General features: G+C 59.3%; 30 protein-coding genes and 1 tRNA gene. 9 read left to right on the top strand and 22 right to left on the bottom strand.

The genetic code is table 11. From position 1 onward, the window contains the following. Position 1: 1 nt before the first annotated feature. A complete protein-coding gene (locus PFLCHA0_RS10890) occupies positions 2-922 on the bottom strand; it encodes a hypothetical protein (protein WP_228102256.1) in 921 nt (306 codons plus the stop codon). Positions 923-1,176: 254 nt separating this feature from the next. Here PFLCHA0_RS10890 and PFLCHA0_RS10885 point away from each other — a divergent pair, with 254 nt between their 5' ends. Further along, positions 1,177-1,728: a GNAT family N-acetyltransferase gene (locus PFLCHA0_RS10885; protein ID WP_015634926.1), complete on the top strand. Its 552-nt coding sequence runs from the start codon at positions 1,177-1,179 to the stop codon at positions 1,726-1,728. A 110-nt stretch (positions 1,729-1,838) separates the two neighbouring features. Here PFLCHA0_RS10885 and PFLCHA0_RS10880 read toward each other — a convergent pair whose 3' ends face one another. Both PFLCHA0_RS10880 and PFLCHA0_RS31140 read right to left on the bottom strand, forming a co-directional pair. Beyond that, positions 1,839-2,681, bottom strand: a complete 843-nt coding sequence (locus PFLCHA0_RS10880; RefSeq protein WP_011060428.1) for a putidacin L1 family lectin-like bacteriocin — start codon at positions 2,679-2,681, stop codon at positions 1,839-1,841. A gap of 244 nt (positions 2,682-2,925) precedes the next feature. Continuing rightward, entirely contained in the window at positions 2,926-3,096 is a 171-nt protein-coding gene (locus PFLCHA0_RS31140; RefSeq protein WP_072444854.1) for a Com family DNA-binding transcriptional regulator, read from the bottom strand. 109 nt (positions 3,097-3,205) lie between these two features. Here PFLCHA0_RS31140 and PFLCHA0_RS10875 point away from each other — a divergent pair, with 109 nt between their 5' ends. The 4 genes from PFLCHA0_RS10875 (at position 3,206) to PFLCHA0_RS32070 (ending at position 4,989) form a co-directional block, all read left to right on the top strand. Continuing rightward, positions 3,206-3,934 carry an XRE family transcriptional regulator gene (locus PFLCHA0_RS10875; protein ID WP_011060427.1) on the top strand — a complete coding sequence of 243 codons (729 nt, stop codon included), beginning with the start codon at positions 3,206-3,208 and terminating at the stop codon, positions 3,932-3,934. A gap of 59 nt (positions 3,935-3,993) precedes the next feature. Next, on the top strand, positions 3,994-4,278 hold the full coding sequence (locus tag PFLCHA0_RS10870; RefSeq protein ID WP_019094684.1) for a DUF4156 domain-containing protein: 285 nt from the start codon (positions 3,994-3,996) through the stop codon (positions 4,276-4,278). Between the two features lie 107 nt (positions 4,279-4,385). Continuing rightward, positions 4,386-4,595 carry a hypothetical protein gene (locus PFLCHA0_RS10865; protein WP_011060426.1) on the top strand — a complete coding sequence of 70 codons (210 nt, stop codon included), beginning with the start codon at positions 4,386-4,388 and terminating at the stop codon, positions 4,593-4,595. Positions 4,596-4,854: 259 nt separating this feature from the next. Beyond that, positions 4,855-4,989 carry a hypothetical protein gene (locus PFLCHA0_RS32070; RefSeq protein WP_259233886.1) on the top strand — a complete coding sequence of 45 codons (135 nt, stop codon included), beginning with the start codon at positions 4,855-4,857 and terminating at the stop codon, positions 4,987-4,989. Between the two features lie 246 nt (positions 4,990-5,235). Here PFLCHA0_RS32070 and PFLCHA0_RS10860 read toward each other — a convergent pair. The 9 genes from PFLCHA0_RS10860 to thrS form a co-directional block, all read right to left on the bottom strand. Further along, a tRNA-Pro gene (locus PFLCHA0_RS10860) sits at positions 5,236-5,312 on the bottom strand. Positions 5,313-5,400: 88 nt separating this feature from the next. Next, a complete protein-coding gene (locus tag PFLCHA0_RS10855; protein WP_007920509.1) occupies positions 5,401-5,757 on the bottom strand; it encodes a MerR family transcriptional regulator in 357 nt (118 codons plus the stop codon). Continuing rightward, positions 5,738-6,040 carry an integration host factor subunit alpha gene (gene ihfA / locus PFLCHA0_RS10850; RefSeq protein ID WP_002553164.1) on the bottom strand — a complete coding sequence of 101 codons (303 nt, stop codon included), beginning with the start codon at positions 6,038-6,040 and terminating at the stop codon, positions 5,738-5,740. Before ihfA ends, PFLCHA0_RS10855 begins: the two co-directional genes overlap by 20 nt. 3 nt (positions 6,041-6,043) lie before the next feature. Next, positions 6,044-8,422 (bottom strand): phenylalanine--tRNA ligase subunit beta, encoded by a 2,379-nt coding sequence (gene pheT / locus PFLCHA0_RS10845; protein ID WP_015634924.1) that lies wholly within the window; start codon positions 8,420-8,422, stop codon positions 6,044-6,046. Positions 8,423-8,457: 35 nt separating this feature from the next. Then, positions 8,458-9,474, bottom strand: coding sequence for a phenylalanine--tRNA ligase subunit alpha (gene pheS / locus PFLCHA0_RS10840; protein ID WP_011060419.1), 1,017 nt, complete (start codon positions 9,472-9,474; stop codon positions 8,458-8,460). 110 nt (positions 9,475-9,584) lie between these two features. Next, positions 9,585-9,941: a 50S ribosomal protein L20 gene (gene rplT, locus PFLCHA0_RS31135; RefSeq protein ID WP_011060418.1), complete on the bottom strand. Its 357-nt coding sequence runs from the start codon at positions 9,939-9,941 to the stop codon at positions 9,585-9,587. A 30-nt stretch (positions 9,942-9,971) separates the two neighbouring features. Next, entirely contained in the window at positions 9,972-10,166 is a 195-nt protein-coding gene (gene rpmI / locus PFLCHA0_RS31130) for a 50S ribosomal protein L35 (RefSeq protein WP_002553160.1), read from the bottom strand. Positions 10,167-10,226: 60 nt separating this feature from the next. Beyond that, entirely contained in the window at positions 10,227-10,778 is a 552-nt protein-coding gene (gene infC / locus PFLCHA0_RS10830) for a translation initiation factor IF-3 (RefSeq protein WP_169893379.1), read from the bottom strand. Then, positions 10,778-12,700, bottom strand: coding sequence for a threonine--tRNA ligase (thrS, locus tag PFLCHA0_RS10825; protein WP_011060417.1), 1,923 nt, complete (start codon positions 12,698-12,700; stop codon positions 10,778-10,780). The genes infC and thrS overlap by 1 nt, the downstream gene beginning before the upstream one ends. 384 nt (positions 12,701-13,084) lie before the next feature. Between thrS and PFLCHA0_RS10820 the strand changes: the two genes are divergently transcribed. Together PFLCHA0_RS10820 and PFLCHA0_RS10815 are read left to right on the top strand one after the other, a co-directional pair. After that, positions 13,085-13,384 carry a hypothetical protein gene (locus PFLCHA0_RS10820; protein WP_011060416.1) on the top strand — a complete coding sequence of 100 codons (300 nt, stop codon included), beginning with the start codon at positions 13,085-13,087 and terminating at the stop codon, positions 13,382-13,384. A 292-nt stretch (positions 13,385-13,676) separates the two neighbouring features. Beyond that, positions 13,677-13,889 (top strand): cold-shock protein, encoded by a 213-nt coding sequence (locus PFLCHA0_RS10815; protein WP_003179963.1) that lies wholly within the window; start codon positions 13,677-13,679, stop codon positions 13,887-13,889. A 71-nt stretch (positions 13,890-13,960) separates the two neighbouring features. Here the strand turns inward: PFLCHA0_RS10815 and PFLCHA0_RS10810 are convergent, their stop codons facing one another. Then, positions 13,961-14,272, bottom strand: a complete 312-nt coding sequence (locus PFLCHA0_RS10810) for an I78 family peptidase inhibitor (protein ID WP_015634923.1) — start codon at positions 14,270-14,272, stop codon at positions 13,961-13,963. A gap of 161 nt (positions 14,273-14,433) precedes the next feature. Next, a complete protein-coding gene (locus PFLCHA0_RS10805) occupies positions 14,434-14,739 on the bottom strand; it encodes a hypothetical protein (RefSeq protein WP_011060414.1) in 306 nt (101 codons plus the stop codon). A gap of 165 nt (positions 14,740-14,904) precedes the next feature. On the opposite strand from PFLCHA0_RS10805, the gene PFLCHA0_RS10800 reads away from it, so the two are divergent. Beyond that, complete coding sequence (locus tag PFLCHA0_RS10800; protein ID WP_011060413.1) at positions 14,905-15,117, top strand: hypothetical protein; 213 nt, start codon at positions 14,905-14,907, stop codon at positions 15,115-15,117. A gap of 33 nt (positions 15,118-15,150) precedes the next feature. Here the strand turns inward: PFLCHA0_RS10800 and PFLCHA0_RS10795 are convergent, their stop codons facing one another. The 8 genes from PFLCHA0_RS10795 to PFLCHA0_RS10760 all read right to left on the bottom strand — a co-directional run bounded on the left by PFLCHA0_RS10795 (position 15,151) and on the right by PFLCHA0_RS10760 (position 22,850). Beyond that, positions 15,151-16,179, bottom strand: a complete 1,029-nt coding sequence (locus PFLCHA0_RS10795; RefSeq protein WP_011060412.1) for a nucleoside hydrolase — start codon at positions 16,177-16,179, stop codon at positions 15,151-15,153. A 41-nt stretch (positions 16,180-16,220) separates the two neighbouring features. Continuing rightward, positions 16,221-16,625 carry a D-ribose pyranase gene (gene rbsD, locus PFLCHA0_RS10790; RefSeq protein ID WP_011060411.1) on the bottom strand — a complete coding sequence of 135 codons (405 nt, stop codon included), beginning with the start codon at positions 16,623-16,625 and terminating at the stop codon, positions 16,221-16,223. Beyond that, entirely contained in the window at positions 16,622-17,539 is a 918-nt protein-coding gene (gene rbsK, locus PFLCHA0_RS10785) for a ribokinase (RefSeq protein ID WP_015634921.1), read from the bottom strand. Before rbsK ends, rbsD begins: the two co-directional genes overlap by 4 nt. A gap of 24 nt (positions 17,540-17,563) precedes the next feature. Beyond that, complete coding sequence (locus PFLCHA0_RS10780; RefSeq protein WP_011060409.1) at positions 17,564-18,586, bottom strand: LacI family DNA-binding transcriptional regulator; 1,023 nt, start codon at positions 18,584-18,586, stop codon at positions 17,564-17,566. 3 nt (positions 18,587-18,589) lie between these two features. Beyond that, a complete protein-coding gene (locus PFLCHA0_RS10775; RefSeq protein ID WP_015634920.1) occupies positions 18,590-19,564 on the bottom strand; it encodes an ABC transporter permease in 975 nt (324 codons plus the stop codon). Continuing rightward, positions 19,561-21,114: a sugar ABC transporter ATP-binding protein gene (locus PFLCHA0_RS10770; protein WP_015634919.1), complete on the bottom strand. Its 1,554-nt coding sequence runs from the start codon at positions 21,112-21,114 to the stop codon at positions 19,561-19,563. The genes PFLCHA0_RS10775 and PFLCHA0_RS10770 overlap by 4 nt, the downstream gene beginning before the upstream one ends. A 57-nt stretch (positions 21,115-21,171) precedes the next feature. Beyond that, positions 21,172-22,128, bottom strand: a complete 957-nt coding sequence (locus tag PFLCHA0_RS10765) for a sugar ABC transporter substrate-binding protein (protein WP_011060406.1) — start codon at positions 22,126-22,128, stop codon at positions 21,172-21,174. Positions 22,129-22,400: 272 nt separating this feature from the next. Continuing rightward, positions 22,401-22,850 carry a hypothetical protein gene (locus tag PFLCHA0_RS10760; protein ID WP_011060405.1) on the bottom strand — a complete coding sequence of 150 codons (450 nt, stop codon included), beginning with the start codon at positions 22,848-22,850 and terminating at the stop codon, positions 22,401-22,403. A 338-nt stretch (positions 22,851-23,188) separates the two neighbouring features. Between PFLCHA0_RS10760 and PFLCHA0_RS10755 the strand changes: the two genes are divergently transcribed. Further along, positions 23,189-24,277 (top strand): asparaginase, encoded by a 1,089-nt coding sequence (locus tag PFLCHA0_RS10755; protein WP_011060404.1) that lies wholly within the window; start codon positions 23,189-23,191, stop codon positions 24,275-24,277. Positions 24,278-24,408 lie beyond the last annotated feature (131 nt).

The following is a 24,408-nucleotide window of genomic DNA, read 5'->3' as shown; positions in this document are numbered from 1 at the left end:
CCTAGCGGCACGCGACCTTGGCCAGTGCGCCGGCCTGGGCGATGGCCAGGTCATTGCCGTTGGCATCGATACCGACAAAGGTGCTGATGTAGGAATACACCTGCTGATAGGCCTTGCCGTCGTACCGGTAGAAGGTGTCGTTGTGCTCTCCGGCACTGACCCGTGCACTGGTCATCAGGTCGGGCATGCCGTTGCAGGAAGTCGCCAGTACGCCCAGGGGGCCATCCTCGACGGCGAACAGCGGCTCGGCGTGTGCCTTGCCGGCACGATAAAGCCATTGGCTTGAGTTGACCTGATTGCCGCTCATGCCACAGCTCAAGAACAGCAATTGGCCATGGGGGCCGTGGCAGGTTGTGGCAATCACCCCCTCCTGCGCGCATTGCGCATTGATCTGCTGACGGGTGTCGGCCCCCAGAACCGCCAGGGCCTGGTTCGCCGGGCTGTCCACCGGCTCGCTGGCGCACAGCCCCTTGCCCCTGGGCCAGGCGCGGCTCGCGCCGAGATACACCGGCGCCAGCGCGGCAATCACTGCATCCAGCTCGCGGCCCAGGCATTGGGTATCCGGGCAACGGCTGATGGCGCGGTTCTGCCTGTCGACCTGCCGTGCCAATTGCCACGGGGTGAACACCTGCGTGATCGAGCCGTACTGCACAAAGCGCGCCTTGAACAGTTTCTCCACCAGCGCTGCGTCGTTGCAGGTTCCCGCAGGCAAGGCCTGGCGCGCGGCGGCGGCATCGTGCAGGGCGCTGTCGTCCGCGCTGAAGCCCAGAGTCGTCACGTCCGTACAGGGCTTCAGCAACAATTGCGACGAGAGATAACCCGCCTCGACCTGCTCGCTACCGGGAATCACCCGCTTGCCCTGCGCCCACGCGGGCGAGGCCAGTAAGAGCGTGCATGCCAACAGGCTAATGGGGTATTTCATCGTCGCGTTGCCATCCATTGATGTGCTCAGAGCGATTGCGCGCTTGTTGAGTATTGCGCGGGGTTGACCAGGTGATGCGCCACAGGCCGATCAGGGATACTCGCGGCCAACAGCAGCCGTGCCGCGCTATTCAGGCCTGCCAGAGCCTTGTTAAGGTTCCGGCTCCCGCGTAGCCGTGATGCAACCGGAGCATATTGCTCATCCAGCAAGCCTCGCGCAACGAAACAGATGCATTCGTCCTTTGGAGATCACTGATGCAATCGCTGCCCCTCTCGCCCCTGCTCGTTGGTGAATCACTTGAACTGCGCCCACTTGAGGCCGTGGACTTCGCGGCGCTGTATGGCGTCGCCTGCGATCCCTTGATCTGGGCTCAGCACCAAAGCTCGACCCGCTATCAGGAGCCGGTATTTCGCCAATGGTACGACGACGCACTGGCGGCCAAGAGCACCCTGATCGTGATCGACCGCGACAGCGGCAAGGTTGCAGGCAGCTCCCGCTACTACGAGTTCAACGAGGACCAGCGTGAAGTTGCCATCGGCTACACCTTTCTGGCGCGCGAAAAATGGGGGGGCAGTGCCAACAAGGAACTCAAGTACCTGATGCTCGGGCACGCCTTTCAGTGGGTCGACACCGTCTGGTTCCATGTTGCGGGTTCGAATATCCGCTCACAGCGAGCCATGGAGAAAATCGGCGGGCAGTTGTCGCACACCGTCCTGAAGCAGGTGAATGGCGGTACTCAGGAGAATCTGTTTTTCAAGGTTGAACGCACGGCCTTTGAAGGCCAGCTGTCGCTTGCCCGTTCGTGACCCCGTTCAATCTGCGCCACCAATGGGCAGAGCCCGGCAGAACAAGCCTGCCGGGCCCTTGAGTGAAGCCTGTAGAAGCCCCGCATCGTCGCGGGGCCTCTTGCAGGCCGTTAGAACACGTTGTCCCAGGTGTAGCTACCGGTTTTCCACTTGTGATCGGGGTAGAACACACGCGGCGGCTTGATGGTCGGGGTATAGCCGAAGCGGGCCCAGATCGGCCGCTCGGTCACTATCGTGAAACTGCCGTTGGCCTGCAGGCGGATGGTTGCGCCGGGGTGACCAGCCGTGCCGCTCTGCCAGACGACCGCATTGTTCGCGGCGTAGATCACCAGGTTGCCGTCTGCCTGCATGACGCAGCGCACACCACCTTTGTTCTGGGTATAGGTCGCCCAGACCACGCTCCAGTTCGGCCCGTACACCACCAGGTTGCCATCGCCCTGGAAGACCAGAGCGTGATCGCCAGCGCTGTAGAGCTGGCCCGGTACCAGCTCGGCCGGACCGCTGATGATCATTGCCGTACCCACCGCCGGGGTGAATACACGACCATTGGGCGCATACCAGTGCGGGATGGTGTCGACAGTGACGATGTTCCCGTCGTCCTGAAGCTGGGTGAACGCACGCAGCGAGGCATCTTCGCGCGAACCCATGGTGGGGTCACTCGGAGTGGTCGACCAGATACGGCCACGCAGCGGGTCATCCAGGACAAAGCCGTAGTTCATGAAGACCATCATCGGATCTTTCTTGTTGCCCTTGCTCACGTTGGTGAACGGCGTGTTCTGGTCAGCCACCCATGCCAACTGGGCGCCGTCATACAGTGCCAGGTTGCCATCGGGCTGGAAGAGCAGCTTGAAGCGCTTGTTGGGGGATTGAAGATACTGGTTCGGCGCCATGTAGTAGCGAGCCGGCAGTACAGAAGAGCCGTTATCGGTAAAGTCGTATCGAATCCAAGCCATGTTGTTACCTATTGAGTCGAATGATGGATGCGGAGGATTCCGCCTGCATGTCGCTCAAAGGCGAGGAAATCGAAGCTCTTGGCTTTCACGAAGGGGGCGATAGCTTCAACGCGCAGTTATGACCACCACGGCGTGAGAGCTCCACCCATTCCAATAATGACTGCGACAGCGCTACGCGCGGCCTGGAACCGTCATGCAACAGCAGTTCGGGCCTCTGGCCCGGACGAGCCGTTGCATCACAGGCTCAATGACCGACGCCGCTGTCACACCTGGCCGCTCCTGGCGATAGCTCGAGACTCGCGGCTTTTACATGATTCAAGGTTCCACAGCGGGAACATTTGATCTGGAGCTCAGTAAACTCGCCCACTCGAGCGAGAAGTCGATTGCAACTTCCACATCTGCATTCTTTTAACATCTGCAAATCCATTTGATTATCTGCCTGACGCCCTTACGGGAACACCCATATAGTACAATATAGGAATACCCATTTGCAAGCTTATGGGAACCCCCGTAATACTGGGCGGATGGAATTTAAAGATCGACTCAAAACAGCTCGTCGCCACGCCCAGCTCAATCAAACAGAGCTCGCTGAACGTGCCGGCCTGACCCAAACCTCAATCTCCGACCTGGAACGTGGCAAATCGAAGGCCACGGCCTTTGTCGCCCAGATTGCCTCGGTATGCGGCGTTTCCTCCATGTGGCTCGCTGAAGGCGTTGGAGAAATGCTCAAGGCCGCGGATACCGCATCGGCACGCACCCAGCCAAGCGTGCATTTGGACGATATCGAGACCTGGGACGATGCGACCCCGCTCGATGACAACGAGGTCTACGTCCCCTTTCTTCACGAGGTGGAGCTGGCTGCAGGCTCGGGCCGGTTTGTCATCGAAGAAAGCGATACCGCCCGGCTGCGCTTCTTCAAGAAAGATCTGCGTCAGAACGGCGTACAGTTCAACAACGCCAAGTGCGTGTCGGTCAGCGGCAACAGCATGGTCCCGGTGCTGCGCGACGGCGCAACCGTTGGCGTGAACGTCGGCAGGAATGCCCTGAAGGATGTAGTCGACGGGGAGATGTATGCACTCAACCACAATGGCCAGTTGCGCGTGAAGCAGGTTTACCGTTTGCCGGTCGGGCTGCGCCTGCGCAGCTTCAATCGGGATGAACATCCAGACGAAGACTATAGCTTCGCCGAAATCCAGGAACAGCAGATCTCGATCCTGGGCCATGTGTTCTGGTGGGCGATGTACTCGCGATGATTGCCCGGGGCTGGCTGGCCGGGATAGGCCGACAACCTCGTCGACAGGAGTGTTCAGTGATGCGTAATCTGCGTGGCCTTGTCTTGCTTGTCGTCGCTGCGGCTTCGGTCTCGGCTTGCACCACACAACTGACGGAAGCAGGAAGGCAGGTCGATCTGGTGACGGCCTCCTCGGCACAGGCCTGCAAGGTTCTGACGGCATTTACCGTGAAGGGCTCCTCCAATGGGGACGCGCTGAATATGGCCTTCAATAAAGCAGCCGAACTTGGCGCCGACAGCATGAGCGTCGTCAACGTCGGTAGCGCCTCCGACATACAAGCCGCGGCCTTGAAATGTCGTCAGTGACAGGCCTTCCATGAATCTCGCCAGACCAAACCGGAAACAGCCCTCCATCGAACACTGGCAAACCCATCATCCAGTTCGCCAGCAAACCAGAATCGAGGCCTCAGCCCATGCCTAGAAAAGAGCCGGAGGATGCCAAGGCAGTCACTGCCGCCGATATCGAGCGCTCCATCCAGGCCTTGAACAAGATGGCCGAGCGCCTCTGGGGTCAGGGTAGGGAAACCGAGGCACAAGCCTTGCTCAATGCCCTGGACGCACTCAACCGAGCGCTGGACCGAATCAGGATTGGCGAAAACCGGCGCATTGCCACCCTCCACTAGTCTGCGTGAGCCAGCCGTAACAAGCGCCAAGTCATGGACGTGGCAGGAGTAGTTGCCACCCGTGCGCCCTCCCCCCATCGAGCCGATAACCTAGCAAGCCAGGCCGAACCCGCTCATCAATCCGGGCACCAAGCCCCAGATTGGAACCCGGTCACAGCTACCACTTGGGAACCCAATCAACCGCGCAGAAAAATTGAATTCCACGAACGCAGATTCAGTCCACAACTATGAACACAGTAAATCTGACGAGGTAACAGCAATGACTATCGAAGCAGAGACACTTGTTGAATTGACTGAAGTCCTGCAGGACAAAGGCATGATCCTGCTTACGGATGTGACCTTCATTCGTGCGCCATACCGGAATAATCATCGTTGGGTGTGCAGCGTGGAATGACGGCCACTACAACAGCCATGACCACACCGAACATCCAATGAATGCCAGCCTGGTATAGGAATGGGAGGAGAAAGGGGGTACCGACCTGTGACAGAGAGCTGTTTGCGTCTCTATCTAAATGCCCAACGGAACGATGAGAAAACCACCGGGGCACGAAATTCAACTACCGCCAGCGCGATCAGTTTGCGCCGCCTCTAAACGAAAAAAGAGATCAAGCCGCTAAGTGCTTGATCTCTTTTAGGAATATGGTCGGGACGGAGTGATTCGAACACTCGACCCCTAGCACCCCATGCTAGTGCGCTACCGGACTGCGCTACGCCCCGACTAGGCGTGAAATCTATTTCACTTCTCAGGAAACGTTGAGGAATATACCGCAAGCTTTTGAAAAGTGGAAGTATTTAAAACAGAGAATTACTTTTTTAGCACCACAAGCACATCTTCCAGCTCAGAGATCATCTGACGGATCAATTGCTTGTACTGGGTCGTATCGTCTTTGGCCTCATCACCGGAAAGACGCAGGCGCGCCCCGCCGATGGTGAACCCCTGGTCATAAAGCAACGCGCGGATCTGCCGGATCATCAGCACATCCTGGCGCTGATAATACCGGCGATTTCCGCGGCGCTTGACGGGGTTGAGTTGAGGAAACTCCTGCTCCCAATAACGCAGCACATGCGGCTTGACCGCACAGAGCTCACTGACTTCACCAATGGTGAAGTAGCGCTTGCCCGGAATGACCGGGAGCTCGTCGTTATGACTTGGTTCCAGCATAAGCCTCAACTCGGGCCTTCAACTTCTGCCCTGGACGAAAGGTGACCACACGGCGCGCCGTGATCGGGATTTCTTCACCCGTTTTCGGGTTGCGGCCAGGACGCTGGCGTTTATCCCGAAGGTCGAAGTTACCGAAACCGGACAATTTGACCTGTTCGTTATCTTCGAGAGCGTGCCTGATTTCTTCAAAGAATAGCTCGACCAATTCCTTGGCCTCGCGTTTATTCAGGCCTAGCTCTTCGTAGAGACGTTCGGCCATTTCAGCTTTCGTCAGAGCCCCCATACGTCACTTCCTTAACGTGGCGTTCAACCTTTGTTCGAGCGAGGTGAGGATATTTTGCGTCGTAGAGTTCACCTCATCGTCGTTAAGAGTGCGCGATGGATGCTGCCAGGTCAAGCCGACGGCAAGGCTTTTTCTATGAGGATCAATGCCTTTACCCTGATAGACGTCAAACAGCCTTAGGTCTGTCAGCCACTCACCTGCATTTTCACGGATTACGTCCAGAACGGCGCTGGCCGCCACGTCACGATCCGCCAGCAATGCCAGGTCTCGACGCACTTCCGGGAAGCGCGACAGCTCATGGAACTTCGGCAAACGCCCTTGAGCCACTTCACTCAGGACCAGTTCAAAGACATAGACAGGGCGGTCCAGGCCGAGATTCTTCGCCAGCTCTGGGTGAATGGCCCCCAGGAAACCGACTTCACGACCGTCACGCTCGATGCGAGCCGTCTGACCAGGATGAAGCGCTGGATGCTTGCCCGGCACAAAGGTGAATGCATCAAGAGCACCGGCAAAACCCAGTACCGCTTCGACATCCGCCTTGACGTCGAAGAAGTCCACGCCATCGCGACCTTGCGCCCAGCCTTCAGGCAAGCGGCTGCCACATACAACACCTGCCAGCATCGGCTGCTGCTTCAAACCTTCCAGCTGACCAACAAAACGCAGGCCGCTTTCAAACATGCGGACACGATCCTGCTGACGGTTCAGGTTGTGCTGAAGCGCCTTGACCAGGCCCGGCCACAGAGAGGAACGCATGGCTGCCATGTCGGCCGAAATCGGATTGGCCAGCAACAGCGGTTCGACGCCTGGGTTGAACAGTTCGAACAGCTTCGGATCGATGAAGCTGTAGGTGATCGCTTCCTGATAACCACGAGCAACCAGCAAACGACGCAAAGCAGGCAGGTCACCCTCGGCCTCGGCCTTGGCTTGAGGCGCCAGACGAGCCTGCGGATAGCGAACCGGAAGACGGTTGTAACCATAAAGACGTGCCAGCTCTTCGATCAGGTCAACCTCAAGACTGATATCGAAGCGATGGCTCGGCACCTCAACACGCCACTGCCCTGCCCCATCGGCAGTTACAGTCAGGCCCAGGGCGGTGAGCAAACGCTCTACCTCGAGGCCGTCGATTTCCATGCCCAGCATCTGAGTGATGCGTTCAGCGCGCAAGGTGACAGGCGCAACGGATGGCAGATGCTGCTCGCTGAGCGTTTCAATGATCGGCCCCGCGTCGCCGCCCGTGATTTCCAGCAGCAAGCCAGTAGCCCGCTCCATGGCTTCGCGAGCAAGCTGCCAGTCCACACCACGCTCATAGCGATGGGAAGCATCGGTATGCAGGCCATAGGAGCGTGCCTTGCCAGCAACCGCGATCTGGTCGAAGAAGGCACTTTCCAGGAATACGTCACGGGTATTGGCGGTGACGCCACTGTGCTCACCCCCCATCACGCCGGCAATCGCCAGGGCTCGGGTATGGTCGGCAATCACCAGGGTATCGCTGCGCAGGGTCACTTCCTGACCGTCGAGCAATACCAGCTTCTCGCCCTCTTCAGCCATTCGTACACGGATGCCGCCATTGATCTCGGCAAGATCGAAGGCATGCAGCGGCTGGCCCAGTTCGAGCATCACGTAGTTGGTGATGTCCACTGCAGCATCGATACTGCGTACATCGGCGCGACGCAGGCGCTCGACCATCCACAGCGGAGTAGGCTTGGACAGGTCGACATTGCGGACGACACGCCCCAGGTAACGTGGGCAGGCAGCCGGAGCCAGCACTTCCACTGGACGCACTTCGTCATGCGCCGCAGGAATCGCCGGTACTTCCGGACGCTGCACCTTGGCCGCGTACAAGGCACCCACTTCACGGGCCATGCCGGCCAGGGACAGGCAGTCCCCGCGGTTAGGGGTCAGGTCGACCTCGATGCTGGCATCGTCCAGGCTCAGGTAGGTGCGAACGTCCTCACCCACCGGCGCATCGACCGGCAACTCCATGAGGCCGTCATTGCCCTCACCGATTTGCAGCTCAGCCTGGGAGCACAGCATGCCGTTGGATTCCACTCCACGCAGCTTGGCCTTCTTGATCTTGAAGTCGCCCGGCAACTGGGCACCGATCATGGCGAACGGGACCTTCAGGCCCGGGCGCACGTTCGGCGCGCCGCAGACAACCTGGAAGGTCTCCGAACCATTGCTGACCTGGCAAACGCGCAGCTTGTCGGCATCCGGGTGCTGCTCGGTGCTCAACACCTCGCCCACTACCACGCCACTGAAATCACCGGCGGCCGGCGTTACGCTGTCGACCTCAAGACCGGCCATCGATAGACGGGCTACCAGCTCGTCACGACTTACCTGCGGGCTAACCCAGCCGCGCAGCCATTGTTCACTGAATTTCATCCTGCTCTCCTAATAGATTCGTTACGGACGCGCGACTAGCGAAATTGCGCAAGGAACCGCAAGTCGTTGTCGAAGAACAGGCGCAAGTCATTGACACCGTAACGCAGCATGGCCAGACGCTCGGCGCCCATGCCGAAGGCAAAGCCTTGGAACTCTTCCGGATCGATCCCGGACATACGCAGCACATTCGGATGAACCATGCCGCATCCCATGACTTCCAGCCAGCCAGTCTGCTTGCAGACCCGGCAGCCTTTACCGCTGCACATCACGCATTCCATATCGACTTCGGCGGAAGGCTCGGTGAACGGGAAGTACGAAGGACGGAAACGCACCGCCAGTTCCTTCTCGAAGAACACCCGCAGGAACTCTTCGATCGTGCCCTTCAGGTCGGCAAAATTGATGTCACGATCGACCAGCAGGCCTTCGACCTGGTGAAACATCGGCGAGTGAGTGATATCGGAGTCGCTACGGTACACACGGCCTGGGCAGACAATGCGAATCGGCGGCTGCTGCGACTCCATGGTGCGGACCTGTACCGGTGAGGTATGGGTGCGCAACAACATGTTCGCGTTGAAATAGAAGGTGTCATGCATCGACCGGGCCGGGTGGTGGCCTGGGATGTTGAGCGCTTCAAAGTTGTGATAGTCGTCTTCAACCTCAGGGCCTTCGGCGATGCCGTAGCCAATATGAGTGAAGAACTGTTCGATACGCTCCAGGGTCCGCGTAATCGGGTGCAGACCGCCCGAGGTCTGGCCACGGCCCGGCAGAGTGACGTCAATGCACTCGGCGGCGAGCTTGGCGCTGAGTTCCGCCTCCTCGAAAGCCGCTTTGCGAGCATTGAGAACCTCTGTTACACGCTCCTTGGCAACGTTGATCAGCGCACCGACTTGCGGACGCTCTTCGGCAGGCAGGTTGCCCAGGGTCTTCATCACCTGAGTCAGCTCGCCCTTCTTGCCAAGGAAGTGAACCCGGATCTGTTCCAGGGCATTGATGTCTTCAGCGTGTTGCACGGCCTCAAGTGCTTGAGAAACCAGCGCATCCAGGTTTTCCATGTACAGACTCCAGATACAAAATAGGGGAAGAGCTTGAAGGCTCTTCCCCTATTTATGACGTTTAACATCTGGGCTCACGAAAGGTGAGCCCGGATGACTGTCGGGGGTACTTAAGCCAAGGTGGCTTTAGCTTTCTCGACAATCGCAGCAAACGCCGCTTTTTCGTTCACTGCCAGATCAGCCAGAACCTTACGGTCGATCTCGATGGACGCCTTTTTCAGGCCAGCGATCAGACGGCTGTACGACAGGCCGTTATTACGAGCACCAGCGTTGATACGAGCAATCCACAGAGCGCGGAACTGACGTTTTTTCTGACGACGGTCACGGTAGGCGTATTGGCCTGCCTTGATTACCGCTTGCTTGGCAACACGGAATACGCGCGAGCGAGCGCCGTAGTAGCCTTTAGCAAGTTTCAGAATTTTTTTGTGACGTTTACGGGCAATGACGCCACGCTTTACACGAGCCATGAGTTACTTCCTCTATTCTTGATCCAAAAATTAACGAAGGCGCAGCATGCGCTCGACTTTTGCCACGTCAGACGGATGCAGCAAGCTGCTACCGCGCAGTTGACGCTTACGCTTGGTCGACATTTTGGTCAGGATGTGGCTCTTGAAAGCGTGCTTGTGCTTGATACCGTTAGCAGTTTTCAGAAACCGCTTAGCAGCACCACTTTTGGTTTTCATCTTTGGCATGTTCGGATACTCCGCATTCAGTTGATAAACATAATCAGAAGGCCTGCCGTGCCCTGTTGATTACTTCTTCTTTTTCGGGGCGATGACCATGATCAGCTGGCGTCCTTCCATCTTAGGATGCTGTTCGACCGAACCGTACTCTTGCAGGTCAGCTTCAACCCGCTTGAGGAGTTCCATCCCCAGCTCCTGGTGGGCCATCTCACGGCCGCGGAATCGCAAGGATACCTTGGCCCTGTCCCCGTCACTCAGGAAACGTACCAGGTTGCGCAGTTTTACCTGGTAATCCCCTTCCTCCGTCCCTGGACGAAACTTGATTTCTTTAACCTGAATCTGCTTCTGGTTCTTCTTCGCAGCAGCAATCTGCTTCTTCTTTTCGAAGATCGACTTGCCGTAATCCATCACCCGGCAAACAGGTGGGACTGCGTCGGCGGAAATTTCCACCAGATCCAGCTTGGCTTCTTCAGCTATACGAAGCGCTTCATCAATCGAGACGATGCCAATCTGCTCGCCGTCAGCGCCAATTAACCGAACCTCGCGTGCCGAGATATTCTCGTTGATCGGGGCTTTCGGTGCAGCTCGTTTATCTTGTCTCATATCACGCTTAATAATAATTACTCCGAATCTTGGCGACCACGCCGGGAAACCGCTTGTGCGAGGAACGCCGAGAATTGGGCGACAGGCATCGAGCCCAGGTCTTCACCTTCACGGGTACGCACAGCGACAGTCTGCATCTCGACCTCCCGATCTCCAATAACCAAGAGATAGGGAACCTTGAGCAAAGTATGCTCGCGGATTTTAAAGCCGATCTTTTCATTTCTCAAGTCGGACTTGGCACGAAATCCGCTTTGATTGAGTGTTTTTTCCACTTCGAGGGCAAAATCTGCCTGTTTATCAGTGATATTCATCACCACGGCCTGAGTCGGAGCCAGCCACGCAGGGAATGCACCCTCGTAATGCTCGATCAGAATCCCGACAAAACGCTCGAAGGAACCGAGGATCGCCCGGTGCAACATCACCGGATGCTTACGGCTGTTATCTTCGGAAACGTACTCGGCACCCAGACGGATCGGCAGGTTGAAGTCCAACTGCAAGGTACCGCACTGCCAGACACGACCCAGGCAGTCCTTCAGCGAGAACTCGATCTTCGGACCGTAGAATGCGCCCTCGCCCGGCTGCAGGTCGTATGGCAGGCCGGCGCTATCCAGAGCCGCTGCCAGTGCGCTTTCCGCACGATCCCACAGATCATCGGAGCCCACGCGCTTTTCAGGGCGAGTGGACAGCTTCATCTCGATGTCCTTGAAGCCGAAGTCGGCATAGACATCCATGGTCAGCTTGATGAACGCCGCAGACTCGGCCTGCATCTGGTCTTCAGTACAGAAGATGTGAGCATCATCCTGAGTGAAGCCACGCACACGCATGATGCCGTGCAGAGCGCCCGAGGGTTCATTACGGTGGCAGGCACCGAACTCGGCCAGGCGCATCGGCAGCTCGCGGTAGCTCTTCAGGCCCTGATTGAACACCTGCACGTGGCAAGGGCAGTTCATCGGCTTGATTGCGTAGTCGCGGCTTTCCGACTCGGTGGTGAACATATTCTCGGCGTAGTTGGCCCAGTGCCCGGATTTTTCCCAGAGACTGCGGTCAACCACCTGCGGGGTCTTGATCTCCAGGTAACCGTTGTCACGCTGCACCTTGCGCATGTACTGCTCGAGCACCTGGTACAGGGTCCAGCCATTAGGGTGCCAAAACACCATGCCCGGCGCTTCTTCCTGGGTATGGAACAGGCCCAGGCGCTTGCCGATCTTGCGATGATCGCGCTTCTCGGCCTCTTCGATACGCTGGATGTAGGCAGCGAGCTGCTTCTTGTCCGCCCAGGCAGTACCGTAGATCCGCTGCAACTGCTCGTTCTTGGCATCACCGCGCCAGTAGGCACCGGACAACTTGGTCAGCTTGAAGGACTTCAGGAAACGCGTGTTCGGCACGTGCGGACCGCGGCACATGTCGACATATTCTTCGTGGTAGTACAGGCCCATCGCTTGCTCGTTCGGCATGTCTTCGACCAAACGCAGCTTGTAGTCCTCGCCACGGGCCTTGAACACCTCGATCACTTCGGCGCGCGGCGTGACCTTCTTGATCACGTCGTAGTCCTTCTCGATCAGCTGCTGCATGCGCTGCTCGATGGCGGCCATATCCTCAGGCGTGAAAGGACGCTCATAGGCGATGTCGTAATAGAAGCCTTCATCGATGACCGGACCGATGACCATTTTCGCGGTCGGATACAACTGCTTGACCGCATGCCCCACCAAGTGAGCGCAAGAGTGGCGAATGATCTCCAGCCCCTCTTCGTCCTTTGGCGTGATGATTTGCAGGGTTGCATCGCCGTCGATCACGTCGCAGGCGTCGACCAGCTTGCCGTTGACCTTGCCAGCCAATGTGGCCTTGGCCAGGCCCGCGCCAATGGAAGCGGCGACCTCGGCTACGGATACTGCGTGATCGAATGAACGTTGACTGCCGTCGGGAAGAGTAATAGTGGGCATGGCGCCTCCTCTCCTAGTGGTGACCCCTACCAAAGGTCACGTGGGTTGGGATGAGCCAGTACGCGATTCAGTCCGGCCGTTCTGCTACGAACGCCTGCCTCACAGTGGCAAGAGCCTTGCGGCCAACCGAAAAACCGAACCAGAGTGACTGGGGTTCACATCAAGATTAATGAGGCATAGACGGCAAGGGCTAGAAAAGGCCCAAAGCTTGAAAACACCGAAGCCGGGCATGCTAGCACAGATACATCGCAATCGCCGTGCAGCAAATTATCGCGAGCCTGGTTTACAGTCTTTTATTGTTGAAAGTGAACTTGAGATGTACGTCGAGCCTCAAATAACCGGAGAATCGTCGTCCTTGCTACCGACTTCAGGAGAACCCGACTCATGCGCCTTATCAAACTGCTCGCCCTTGCCGCACCGCTCACCCTGCTACTGCCTTTGAGTGCACAGGCGGCATGGCCTGCCGGAGCACGCGCCGACTACATGAAGGACTGCACCGCGGCGGCCAGCCAGAACATCGACGCCAAGAGCGCCGAAAAGCACTGTGCCTGCGGCGCCGACAAGCTAAATGAAAAATTCACCACCGAGGAGATCAAGGAGCTGATGAGCAAAACCAAGCAACCCAGCGCAGATCTGCGAACCCGAGCATTGGACGCCATCGCTGCTTGCCGGGTGGTCAAATAAGCTGCTGATGCCCGGAACAGGCTGCGCCAGTGCTCGCCACAGAGCCTGAAACGCGGTCTTTTTCACAATTTACGCAGCTTTTACGGGTTTTTTTATTACCCTCTGTTTTACGCCAAAGCCCCTTAAACCGGGGCCTGCAGCCAACTCAGATGGCAAAATACACAGGTACATCGGGCAAAGAGCGCCTCTGGGGGGCTCCCAAGCCGAACATTTCGACTATGATAGCTCGGTGTGCCCAGTTGGCCTGAGCAGCACAGCACTACTGAAAATATATGTTTCTTGGAGATACACCATGTCTAATCGCCAAACCGGCACCGTAAAATGGTTCAACGATGAAAAAGGCTTCGGCTTCATCACTCCTCAAGGTGGCGGTGACGACCTGTTCGTACACTTCAAAGCTATTGAAAGCGACGGTTTCAAAAGCCTGAAAGAAGGCCAGACCGTTTCCTTCGTGGCTGAGAAAGGCCAAAAGGGTATGCAAGCTGCACAAGTTCGCCCTGAGTAATTTCTCAGCGAGCTAAAAAAACCCCGTCCATGTGACGGGGTTTTTTATGCGTGATCCAAAGGCCTCAGCCCTCAACCACAGTTGACCCGGGTCACCACCAGGCCGGCATCAGTGTTCAGGTTCAGGCGATCCGAGCGGTACTCCAGGGTGATCATGTCGTTGGGCTTGAGGAACCGTGCGTACTGCGCGCCTGCGCGTGTACGGGCCTGCTCGAGCAACTCGGGAGAAGCCTTCTTGCCGACAGCGAATTCGGCGGCCGATGCTTCACAACGAGTGTGCCCGGACTCAGCGGCCACAGGCTCCTTTGTCGCCCCGCCAGTGCTGCACCCACCAAGGACGACAGCGGCCAACAAGGTTCCGAATGAAGCGAGCTTCCAAGGCATGAAGCCTCCTTTTCAAAATTAAGCAGAGATCGTGCGACAGCCGATTTGGCTTTTGGTTTCAAAACAAATGGCCATTTGCCGTATCAGGTGAACAGTCGGCAAGTCTGCCTCAGCCAGTGCCACTCTTTCACGGGACAATCGTCACCGGATATGAACGACGCTCAATAGATGTCGATGTAGTCGAACGCCGGCTTGGGCCAGTTCTGCTTGAGCGCATTGAAGATCTGCATCACCCAGACCTCGTCGGCGGCAGCCACCTTGCCGACATACCCGGAGCCGGCCGCCCAGGTTTCCAGGCGAAACAGCAAACCTTCTATCTCGGCACCGCCCACTACCCCCGAAGAGATATAGGCAATTCCGGTTTTGCTCACGCGCAACTGGGTATGCACGTTGTCGCTGGCAGACGCCAGCAGCTGACGCACCGCCTCCAGGGTCAGGGCATCAGGCTGGTTCAAATCGATTTGCACGGAGGCTTCCTTGAGCACAGGAAAAGCCGCAGTGTCGCACAGCACTCGCCTGATGCCTAAGTCGGAGTGCCAAACGCCCGGCAACATGGTTAACTCTGCGACGCAGCAACTACCCGCCCAGAGCCCTGCCCTGGCGCCCGCCTTATCCGAATTCGTGAGACTTTCATGGCCACCGTGAGTATCGACGCCGACATCAAAGCCAAATGGCCCCAGGGCCAATGCTCCTACAGCCCGGGGAGCCCGGAGGAGCTGGCGATCATTGGCATAGACCTGCTGGTCAAGGAACTGGGCACCCAGTCCGCCCGAGCCTTCATTGAACAAGTCTTCGAGAAATACCCGGCCGACCACCTGGGCGTACAGGACCCGGAACGGGAATAGAACCCCGCAGGCAGGTACCTGCGGGGGCAAGGTTTACTTGAGACGCGCCAGGCGCTCGGTGAGCAAGTCGAAGAAGCCCTGGGCATCGCCGTTCTCAACCCAGAACACGTTCTTTTCCTGCTTCAGGCCGTCGTACCAATCGACGATGGTCTGACCGAAGGTCGGCCCCTCGCGGCTGTCGATGACCATATTGGCTTGACGACCGGTGAACAGCTCGGGCTTGAGCAGGTAGGCAATCACTGTAGCGTCATGCACCGGGCCGCCGGGAATACCGTAGTGCTCCATGTCACCCTTGACGTACTCGTTGAGGATGTCCCCCACCACCTTGCTGGCGTTGTTGTTCAACGCCGCGATCTTCTGCAGCCGCGCATCGCTGGTCAGCACCTTGTGGGTCACGTCCAGCGGCAGATAGGTCAGTTTGACGCCGCTCTTGAGCACCACTTCGGCCGCCTGGGGGTCGGCGAACAGGTTGAACTCGGCCACCGGCGTGATGTTGCCACCGTTGAAGTGCGCACCGCCCATGACCACCACTTCCTTGATGCCCTGAGTGATGTCCGGTGCCTGGATCAGCGCCAGCGCCAGGTTGGTCTGCGGGCCGAGCATGGCGATGGTGATGCTGTGGGGCTTGGCCGCCCGCAGCGTATCGATCAGGTAGTTGATCGCATTGCCCTTGGCCAGAGGCGCCTTGGGCTCGTGCACCGTCACCCCGGAAATGCCTTCCTTGCCATGGATATTCTCGGCATAGATGGGGGTACGCAGCAGCGGCTTGGGCGCTCCGGCGTATACCGGCACCTCCTCGCGCCCCGCCCACTCACGGGCCAGACGCGCATTGCGCGAGGTCTTGTCCAACCGCACGTTGCCCGCCACTGTGGTCAGGGCGCGGATCTGCAGCTCCTCGGGGGAAGCCAGGGCGAACAGCAGGGCTACCACATCGTCGGCCCCCGGATCGGTGTCGATGATCAGATCGATTTTTTCCGCCGCCTGAGCGCCGGTAGCAGTGAGCAGAGACAAAAGCAGCAGACTCCGGAACCAGTGGTGAAACAACTGAGCATAGCGGCGCATGGCGCACTCCTTGTGCAAGATGGAAAAGGCCCGACAGCGGCCTAGAAGGTCACCCCGGCAATCAGGGCGATATTGCAATACGGCTGGCACTCCCCGGTGCGGATCACCGCACGGGCCTGGCGGCTGAGCACCTTGAAATCCTCGTGGTTCATGAGCTGCCGCTGCCCCAGCTCACCACCGGCGGTCATGCCTTCAAGCGCCGCCAGCGGCGTAGGCTGCTTGAGCAGAATTTCTTCGGCCAGCACATGACGCTCCACCTGCATCTCGCTGAGCAACACCTTCAAGGTAGTGAGAAAGTCGGGAACGCCGTGGGTCAGCGCCAGGTCGATCAACTCCACGCCCGGGGGCACCGGCAGGCCGGCATCGCCGATCACCACTATATCGCCGTGGCCCAGGGACGCGATCAAGCGTGACAGGGCAATGTTGAGCAAAGGTGTCTTTTTCATGAAGGGATAAACGCCTGAACGTCGGACAGCGTGGGAATGGAAGGTTGCGCACCGGCGCGCGTCACCGACAGCGCCGCAGCCACCTGGCCAAAGCGGATGGCCTCGGCTTCGCTCTTGCCGGCAGCCAGGGCCGCGGCAAATCCGCCGACAAAGGTGTCCCCGGCCGCCGTGGTATCGATTGCCTTGACCCTGGGCGCCGGGAAATGCTCGAAACGCTGGCCATCGGCAAACAGCGAGCCCTGTGCACCGAGGGTGATGATCACCTTGCCAGCACCCGCAGCGATCAAGCGACTGGCAGCCACTTCAGCGCTCTCCAGGGAGTCCACCGCTACCCCGCTCAAGGCCGAAGCCTCGCTCTCGTTGGGAATCAGGTAGTCGATCGCGCCATACCACTGCGCTGGCAGCGGGCCACTGGCCGGCGCCGGATTGAGGATCACCGTCTTGCCCAGTTCGCGCCCGCGCTTGAGGGTGTAGCCCACAGTCGCCAGCGGCACTTCAAGCTGGCAGATGATGACTTGCCCATCCTGCAGCACCCCATCGAACCCGGCGACCTTCTCGGGAGTGAGCTGGCCATTGCCGCCGGCGACTATGACAATCGCATTCTGGCTACTGTCATCCACCACGATCAGCGCCACCCCACTGGAGCCTTCGACCACACTCACCGCCTGGCAATCGATCTGCTCGGCCAGCAAGGCACCTCGCAGTTGCTCGCCATAGGCATCGTCGCCGACACAGCCGACCATCGACACCTGCGCTCCCAGCCTGGCCGCAGCCACCGCCTGATTGGCGCCCTTGCCACCGGATACCGTGGCGAAGGATTTGCCAATCAGCGTCTCGCCCCCTCGGGGCAGGCGCTCGGCCCGAGTCACCAGGTCCATGTTGAGGCTACCCACTACCACTACTTTTGCTGACATACATCGGTACTCAATCAGTTGGGTTCAGCGGTATTCGGCGAAAGCGCCACCGAGCGGCGCCGTCGACTCCCGCAAGACGATATTCGGCGTAACGATGCGCTGGTCGACCGGCAGCTCCCGGCAGGCGATCCGCCGCAGCAGCAACTCTGCCGCGGTTTCCCCCAGTTGCAGGATCGACTGGCCGACCGTGGTCAACGCCGGGTAGACGTAGCGGCTCATGAGGATGTCGTCGAAGCCGATCACCGAAAGCTCGCTGGGCACGCGGATATTGCGCTCCGCTGCCGCGCGCAGCACCCCGATGCCCATCATGTCGTTGCCAGCGAAAATCGCGCTCGGCGGCTGTCCGCCATCGAGCAACTGCGCGGCTGCGCGATAACCACCAGTGCTACTGAAATCACTTTCCAGGATGCGCTCGGCAGGCGCCTCGACACCGGCCTCACGCAGCGCCTGCTGGAATCCCGCCAGGCGCATCTGCGCCACACTGGTATTGCCCGGGCCGCCGATGCAGGCAATGTCCCGATGCCCCAGCTCCAGCAGATGTCGGGTGGCCAGGTAGGCACCGTGCTGGTGGTCGATACGCACCAGGTCGGCGTTCACCCCTTCCAGCCCACGGTCGACAATCACCATCGGCGTGCGCACGCCGGCCAGCCCCTGGGCCAGGCCGCTGTCGCCACCGGCCGAGGTGACAATCAACCCGTCGATACGTTTTTCCAGTAATACCCGCAGGTAGTTGCGCTGCTTCTGCGGGTTGTCGTCGGAGTTGCAGAGGATCACGCAGTAGCCGTTGCGTTCGCAATAATCCTCGATCCCCCGAGCCAACTCGGCGAAGTACGGGTTGAGGCTGTTGGGTACCAGCAAGCCGATGGTAGCCGTGGTCTTGGCCTTCAGCGAACGCGCCACCGCGCTGGGCACATAGTCCAGGCGCGCGATAGCGGCCTCGACCTTGACCCGAACTTCCTCACTGACTGGCCGCGTCTTGTTCAGCACATGGGACACCGTGGTGTAGGAAATCCCCGCCAGCGCCGCCACATCCTTGATTGTTGCCATGAATCAAACCCGCCGATTGGCGCGCTGGCTGCGATAAGTGTCCAGCACCACGGCAATCACGATGACCGCACCAGTGATGATGCGCTTGGTCGGTTCGGATGCGCCGATTTGCGCCAGGCCCGCAGCCAGCACGGAAATAATCAAGACGCCAAAGAAGGTACTGATCACCGAACCGCGCCCGCCCATCAGGCTGGTGCCGCCGATCACCACCGCAGCGATGACTTGCAACTCCAGACCGGAGCCCGCGTTCGGGTCTGCCGCTTCCAGGCGAGAAATCTGAAACAGTGCAGCGATACCTGCCAGCAACCCCATCAGGCTGAAGACCAGAATCTTGTAGGATTTGGGGTTGATCCCCGCCAGACGCACTGCCTCTTCGTTGGTACCGATGCCGATCAGGTAGCGACCGAACACGGTGCGAGTCAGCACCGCCTGGGCCAGGAAAATAATCAGCAGGGCAATGATAAACGACGGCGAAATGCCGAAGGCAATCGGATTCGACAACCAGGCGAAGGCGTCACCGATGTAGGCGGTGCGTGAGCCCGTCATCTGGTAGGCCACGCCGCGGGCCATTTCCAGTACACCCAGGGACACGATGAACGAAGGAATGCGCCAGGCCACGGTGATGGAACCGGTCACCGTTCCCGCCAGCGCCGCGCAAGCCATGCCCAGCAACGCCGCGGGCACCACGCTCCAGCCCCAGCCGAGAATCGCCACGCTGACGGTCGACGCCGCCAGGGCCAGCACCGAGCCCACGGACAGGTCGATGCCACCGATGATCAGGACGAAGGTCATGCCCACCGCCAGCACCATCAGGTCGGGAATCTGGTTGGCCAGGGTACTGAAGGTGTCATAGGACAGAAAATGACTGCTGAGTAGGGAGAACAGCACGATCATCCCCAGCAGCGCCCCCGCCAACCCCAGGTAAGTGCCGAGGCCGTAGTAGTGGCCGCCTCGCTTGCCGCTTGCTGCAGTTTTCATGATGCATTCCTAGGCGCTGCTTCATCGATCAGCGCATCTCGTTTTTGATAGCCGGCAAATGCCGCGGCAAGCAGTTCATCCTGGGTCCAGCTGTCGCGCTCGAAGGTATCGATCAGCCGCCCGGCCGAGAGCACGCCAATGCGATCGCAGATCAGCATCAGCTCGCGCAGGTCGCTGGACACCACCACAAGGGCCTTGCCCTGCCGGGTCAACTCCCCCAACAGGCCGTAGATATCGAACTTGGCGCCGACATCGATGCCACGGGTCGGCTCATCGAACAGCAGCACCGAACAGTCGCGCTCCAGCCAGCGGCCGATCACCACCTTCTGCTGGTTGCCACCGGACAGCTCGCTGACCAGTTGCGCCGGGCTGGAGCTGCGGATACGCATGGCGTCGATCTGGCGCCGCGCCAGATGCTCCTCGTCCTGGCCATTGACCAGGCCGCTGCTGGAAATCGCCGGCATGTTGCCCAGGGCGATATTGGCGCTGATGGACTGGGTCAACAGCAGCCCCTCACCCTTGCGGTCCTCGGTAATCAGGGCGATGCCGTTGGCCACCGCATCCACTGGCGAGCGGATGCTCACCGGGCGCGCCGGGGTGCCCAGGGCGATGGTGCCGCTGTCGGCGACATCGGCACCGAAGATCAGGCGCAGCAGCTCGGTGCGCCCTGCCCCGATCAACCCGGAAATTCCGAAGATCTCGCCACTGCGGACCTCGAAGGACACATCGCGGACTTTGTCCGAGCGGCTGAGGTTGCTCACCGTCAAGGCCGGCGCGCCGATCCGGCGCTCGCCCAGGTCGATGTGCTCGCCCAGCTCGCGACCCACCATCAGGTTCACCAGTTGCTCGCTGTTGTAGTTGGCCATCGGCTCGACACAGACCAGGCAGCCGTCACGCAATACCGCGATGCGCTGGGCAACCCGGGCCAGCTCTTCCAGGCGATGGGAGATATAGATGATCGACACGCCGCGGGCCTGCAGGCGGGTGATCTGCTCGAAGAGCATTTCTACCTCGCGGGACGTGAGCATGGCGGTGGGCTCATCGAGAATCAGCACATGGCAGTCGCCGATCAGGTTACGGGCGATCTCCACCATCTGCTGGTGGCCGATGCCCAGCTCGCCCACCAGGGTGTCGGGGTCGATGGCATCCAGACCGACCTGGGCCATGGCCTCGATCGCCGCCTTGCGCAATTGCCGGCGGCTGATCCAGCCACCACTGCTGGGCAGGTTGTCGAGAAACAGGTTCTCGGCCACCGACAGGGTCGGCAGCAGGTTGAGCTCCTGCATCACCATGCGAATGCCCAGATCCTCGGCCTGGGCGCGACTGCCCGGACGATAATCCTGGCCATTGAACTGCATGTGCCCTGTGGTGGGGCTGACCAAGCCACCGATGATCTTCGACAGGGTGCTCTTGCCGGCACCGTTCTCGCCGGTGAGCGCCAGCACTTCACCGCGCAACAGCGTCAGGTCGATGCCGGTCAACACCGGTTGCGCATAAGTCTTGCCGATACCGCTGACCGATAGGACAGCGTTGGCAGCAGAAACTGACATAGGAAACTCTCCATGCGCCCGCCCAACCGGGCGAGCGCCGTTGTACCGCCGCAATGACTACTGAGTGACCAGTTCAACCGGAGTTTCGATCACGCCATTGGTGCCGCTGTCGACTTTCTCGCCCTTGAGGATCTTCAGCGCGGTCTCGATACCGAACACCGCCTGCTTGGCAGCGAACTGATCGGCAGTGGCCAGGACCCGGCCATCCTTGAGCATCGGCTTGATGGCGTTGATGTTGTCGTAGCCCACGACCTGCACCTTGCCTGCCTTGCCGGCAGCCCGGACTGCCGAAACCGCGCCTACCGCCATGCTGTCGTTACCGGCCAGCAATGCCTTGAGGTTCGGGTATTCGCTGAGCATGGCCGAGGCCACACGATTGCCGGCGTCGATTTCCCAGTCGCCCGACTGCAGCGACACCACCTTGATCTGCGCGGCTTCCATTGCATCCTTGAAGCCGGCGGTGCGCTGCTGTGCGTTGGTGGTGGTGGAAACCCCTTCGATGATTCCCACTTCGTCACCGGCCTTGAGTTGCTTGGCCAGGTACTCACCCACCAGACGCGCGCCCTTGCGGTTGTCCGGGCCAACGAAAGGCACGCTGATGTTCTTGCTCTTCAGCACGCCGGGGTCGAGCTGGTTGTCGATGTTGATCACCGTGATCCCGGCGTCCACGGCCTTCTTGATCACCGGAACCATGGCCTTGGAGTCAGCCGGGGCGATCACCAGTGCGTTGACCTTGGAGACGATCATCTGCTCGACGATGCGGATCTGGTTGGCGGTATCGGTTTCATCCTTGATGCCGTTGGACACCAGGTCGAAATCGGCGGAATGCTCTTTCTGATAGGCCTTGGCACCATCTTCCATCGTCAGGAAGAACTCGTTGGCCAAGGATTTCATGACCAGGGCGACCTTGGGTTTCTGCGGGGTATCGGCTTGAGCCGAGGAGAAAGGAAGGGCCGCGGATGCAGCGGCGAGAACGGCGACAGCGAGGAGACGTCCAGCAAAGGGCAGCTTCATGGGTTCACTCCGATCTTATGATTATTGTGAGCAGCGTTCGTCAAACGGAACCGCCAGTTAGGCAGCACCACTGGCCGACGGCGAACCTTGCAAAGATAGACGATTATCCTTGTCCGAAGGCCGCGCAAACGTTTGCGTAAAACGAACTATGCGAACCTCGCCAGCGTTTGTCAACGCTGTTCAAAGTGCGATCAGAGAGAGTGAGTAGCCATCCGCAGCCGGCCACGAGGAGAAAAACCTGCCCGAAAAATGCTCCCGGACAGGCTGATGATTCAGGCAGTGGTGTTCACCAGGCCACCGGAAGACGACTCCTTGGCCAACTCCCGGACCAGGTTGCCAGAGACTTCCGCCAGCGCGCCGTTGGTATCGGCGACTTGCCCTTGAATGGCCATCACCGCCGTCTGCTTGGCCTCAGGGGTTGGGTAGTTGGCGGCCTGGGCGGCAGCCAGTTGCTGTTGCAGCTCGCGAAGTTGCTGCTGCAGCTCCTGCATGCGCTTGAGCAGCATCTTTACCACGATGCCGTGCTTGTCTTCGCTTGGGCTTTCGCTTTCAGACTGTTCGGCCTGCTTGCTGGAGCCGACCCGCAAAGTGCCCGACTCGTCGGTCCCCAACGCCGTAGATGCCTGTTCGGCGGCGGCATTACTCAATGCATCGATGGTCGCGGGCGACTTGCCATTGATCAGAATGGCTCCTGCCCCTGGAAATCCTACTGACAGTGACATGGGAACTCCTGGTGAAAAATCCTAGAAGGATCATCGACCGCTGCAGAACAATCTTTAATGGATGAGCGAGAAGTCATCCCGGGACTTGTGACGAGCATTTTCGGATTGCCGAACGCGCCACCTTGAAAACGTTCGGAAACCCGGACGCCACATGATTTCTTACGCATAAAAACAGAAATAAAATTGATATAAATCAGTAACTTAAAATAGTCATCCAGCCAAGGTAGCGCTGGTACAGATCCTGCTCCACCCTCGCTGCCCCGGCGCATACAGATCTGCCGCCGGGGTGTTTCTAGATGAACCTGCATCAGCACCGTCTCACTACTAGAGAGAAAATAATGAAATCTGCCTTCAAATCCTTCGCCCCGGGCGCTTTGGCCCTCCTCCTGCTTCTACCTGCAGCCCTGCAAGCCAAAGAAGCTGAAACCCAACAGAAACTGTCCAACGTCGTGGTTCTCGCCACCGGCGGCACCATCGCCGGCGCCGGCGCCAGCGCGGCCAACAGCGCCACCTACCAGGCGGCCAAGGTCGGCATCGAACAACTGATCGCCGGCATCCCCGAATTGAGCCAACTGGCCAACGTGCGTGGCGAGCAAGTCATGCAGATCGCCTCGGAAAGCATCACCAACGAAAACCTGCTGCAACTGGGCCGCCGCGTTGCCGAACTGGCCGACAGCAAGGACGTCGATGGCATCGTCATCACCCACGGTACCGATACCCTGGAAGAAACCGCCTACTTCCTCAACCTGGTGGAAAAGACCGACAAGCCAATCGTTGTAGTCGGCTCCATGCGCCCGGGTACCGCTATGTCGGCTGACGGCATGCTCAACCTGTACAACGCTGTGGCTGTGGCCGGCAGCAAGAACGCCCGCGGCAAAGGCGTACTGGTGACCATGAACGACGAAATCCAGTCCGGCCGCGATGTCAGCAAGATGATCAACATCAAGACCGAAGCCTTCAAGAGCCCATGGGGCCCGCTGGGCATGGTGGTGGAAGGCAAATCCTACTGGTTCCGCCTGCCAGCCAAGCGCCACACCATGGATTCGGAATTCGACATCAAGAACATCAAGAGCCTGCCTGACGTAGAAATCGCCTACGGCTACGGCAACGTCAGCGACACCGCCTACAAGGCCCTGGCCCAAGGTGGCGCCAAAGCCATCATCCACGCCGGTACCGGCAATGGCTCGGTGTCTTCCCGTGTGGTCCCTGCCCTGCAGGAACTGCGCAAGAATGGCGTACAGATCATTCGTTCTTCCCACGTCAATGCCGGCGGTTTCGTACTGCGCAACGCCGAACAGCCTGACGACAAGTACGACTGGGTCGTGGCTCATGACCTGAACCCGCAGAAAGCCCGCATCCTGGCCATGGTCGCCCTGACCAAGACCCAGGACAGCAAGGAACTGCAACGCATGTTCTGGGAATACTGACAGCCCCTCTGCTCGACCGGCCCCGGTCGAGCATGCTTGCAACCACTCGCCCGCCCGGGCGGGTGGTTCCCCCCTTTCCCCCATGCAAAAAAATCTGCTCTCCTCGTGAGACAAATGCATAAAGCGTTGTC

Source organism: Pseudomonas protegens CHA0 (genome assembly GCF_000397205.1).
GTDB classification, from domain to species: Bacteria; Pseudomonadota; Gammaproteobacteria; order Pseudomonadales; family Pseudomonadaceae; genus Aquipseudomonas; species Aquipseudomonas protegens.
Note: the sequence above shows the minus strand (reverse complement) of the source record. Positions and strands in the feature narration are given on the sequence as shown.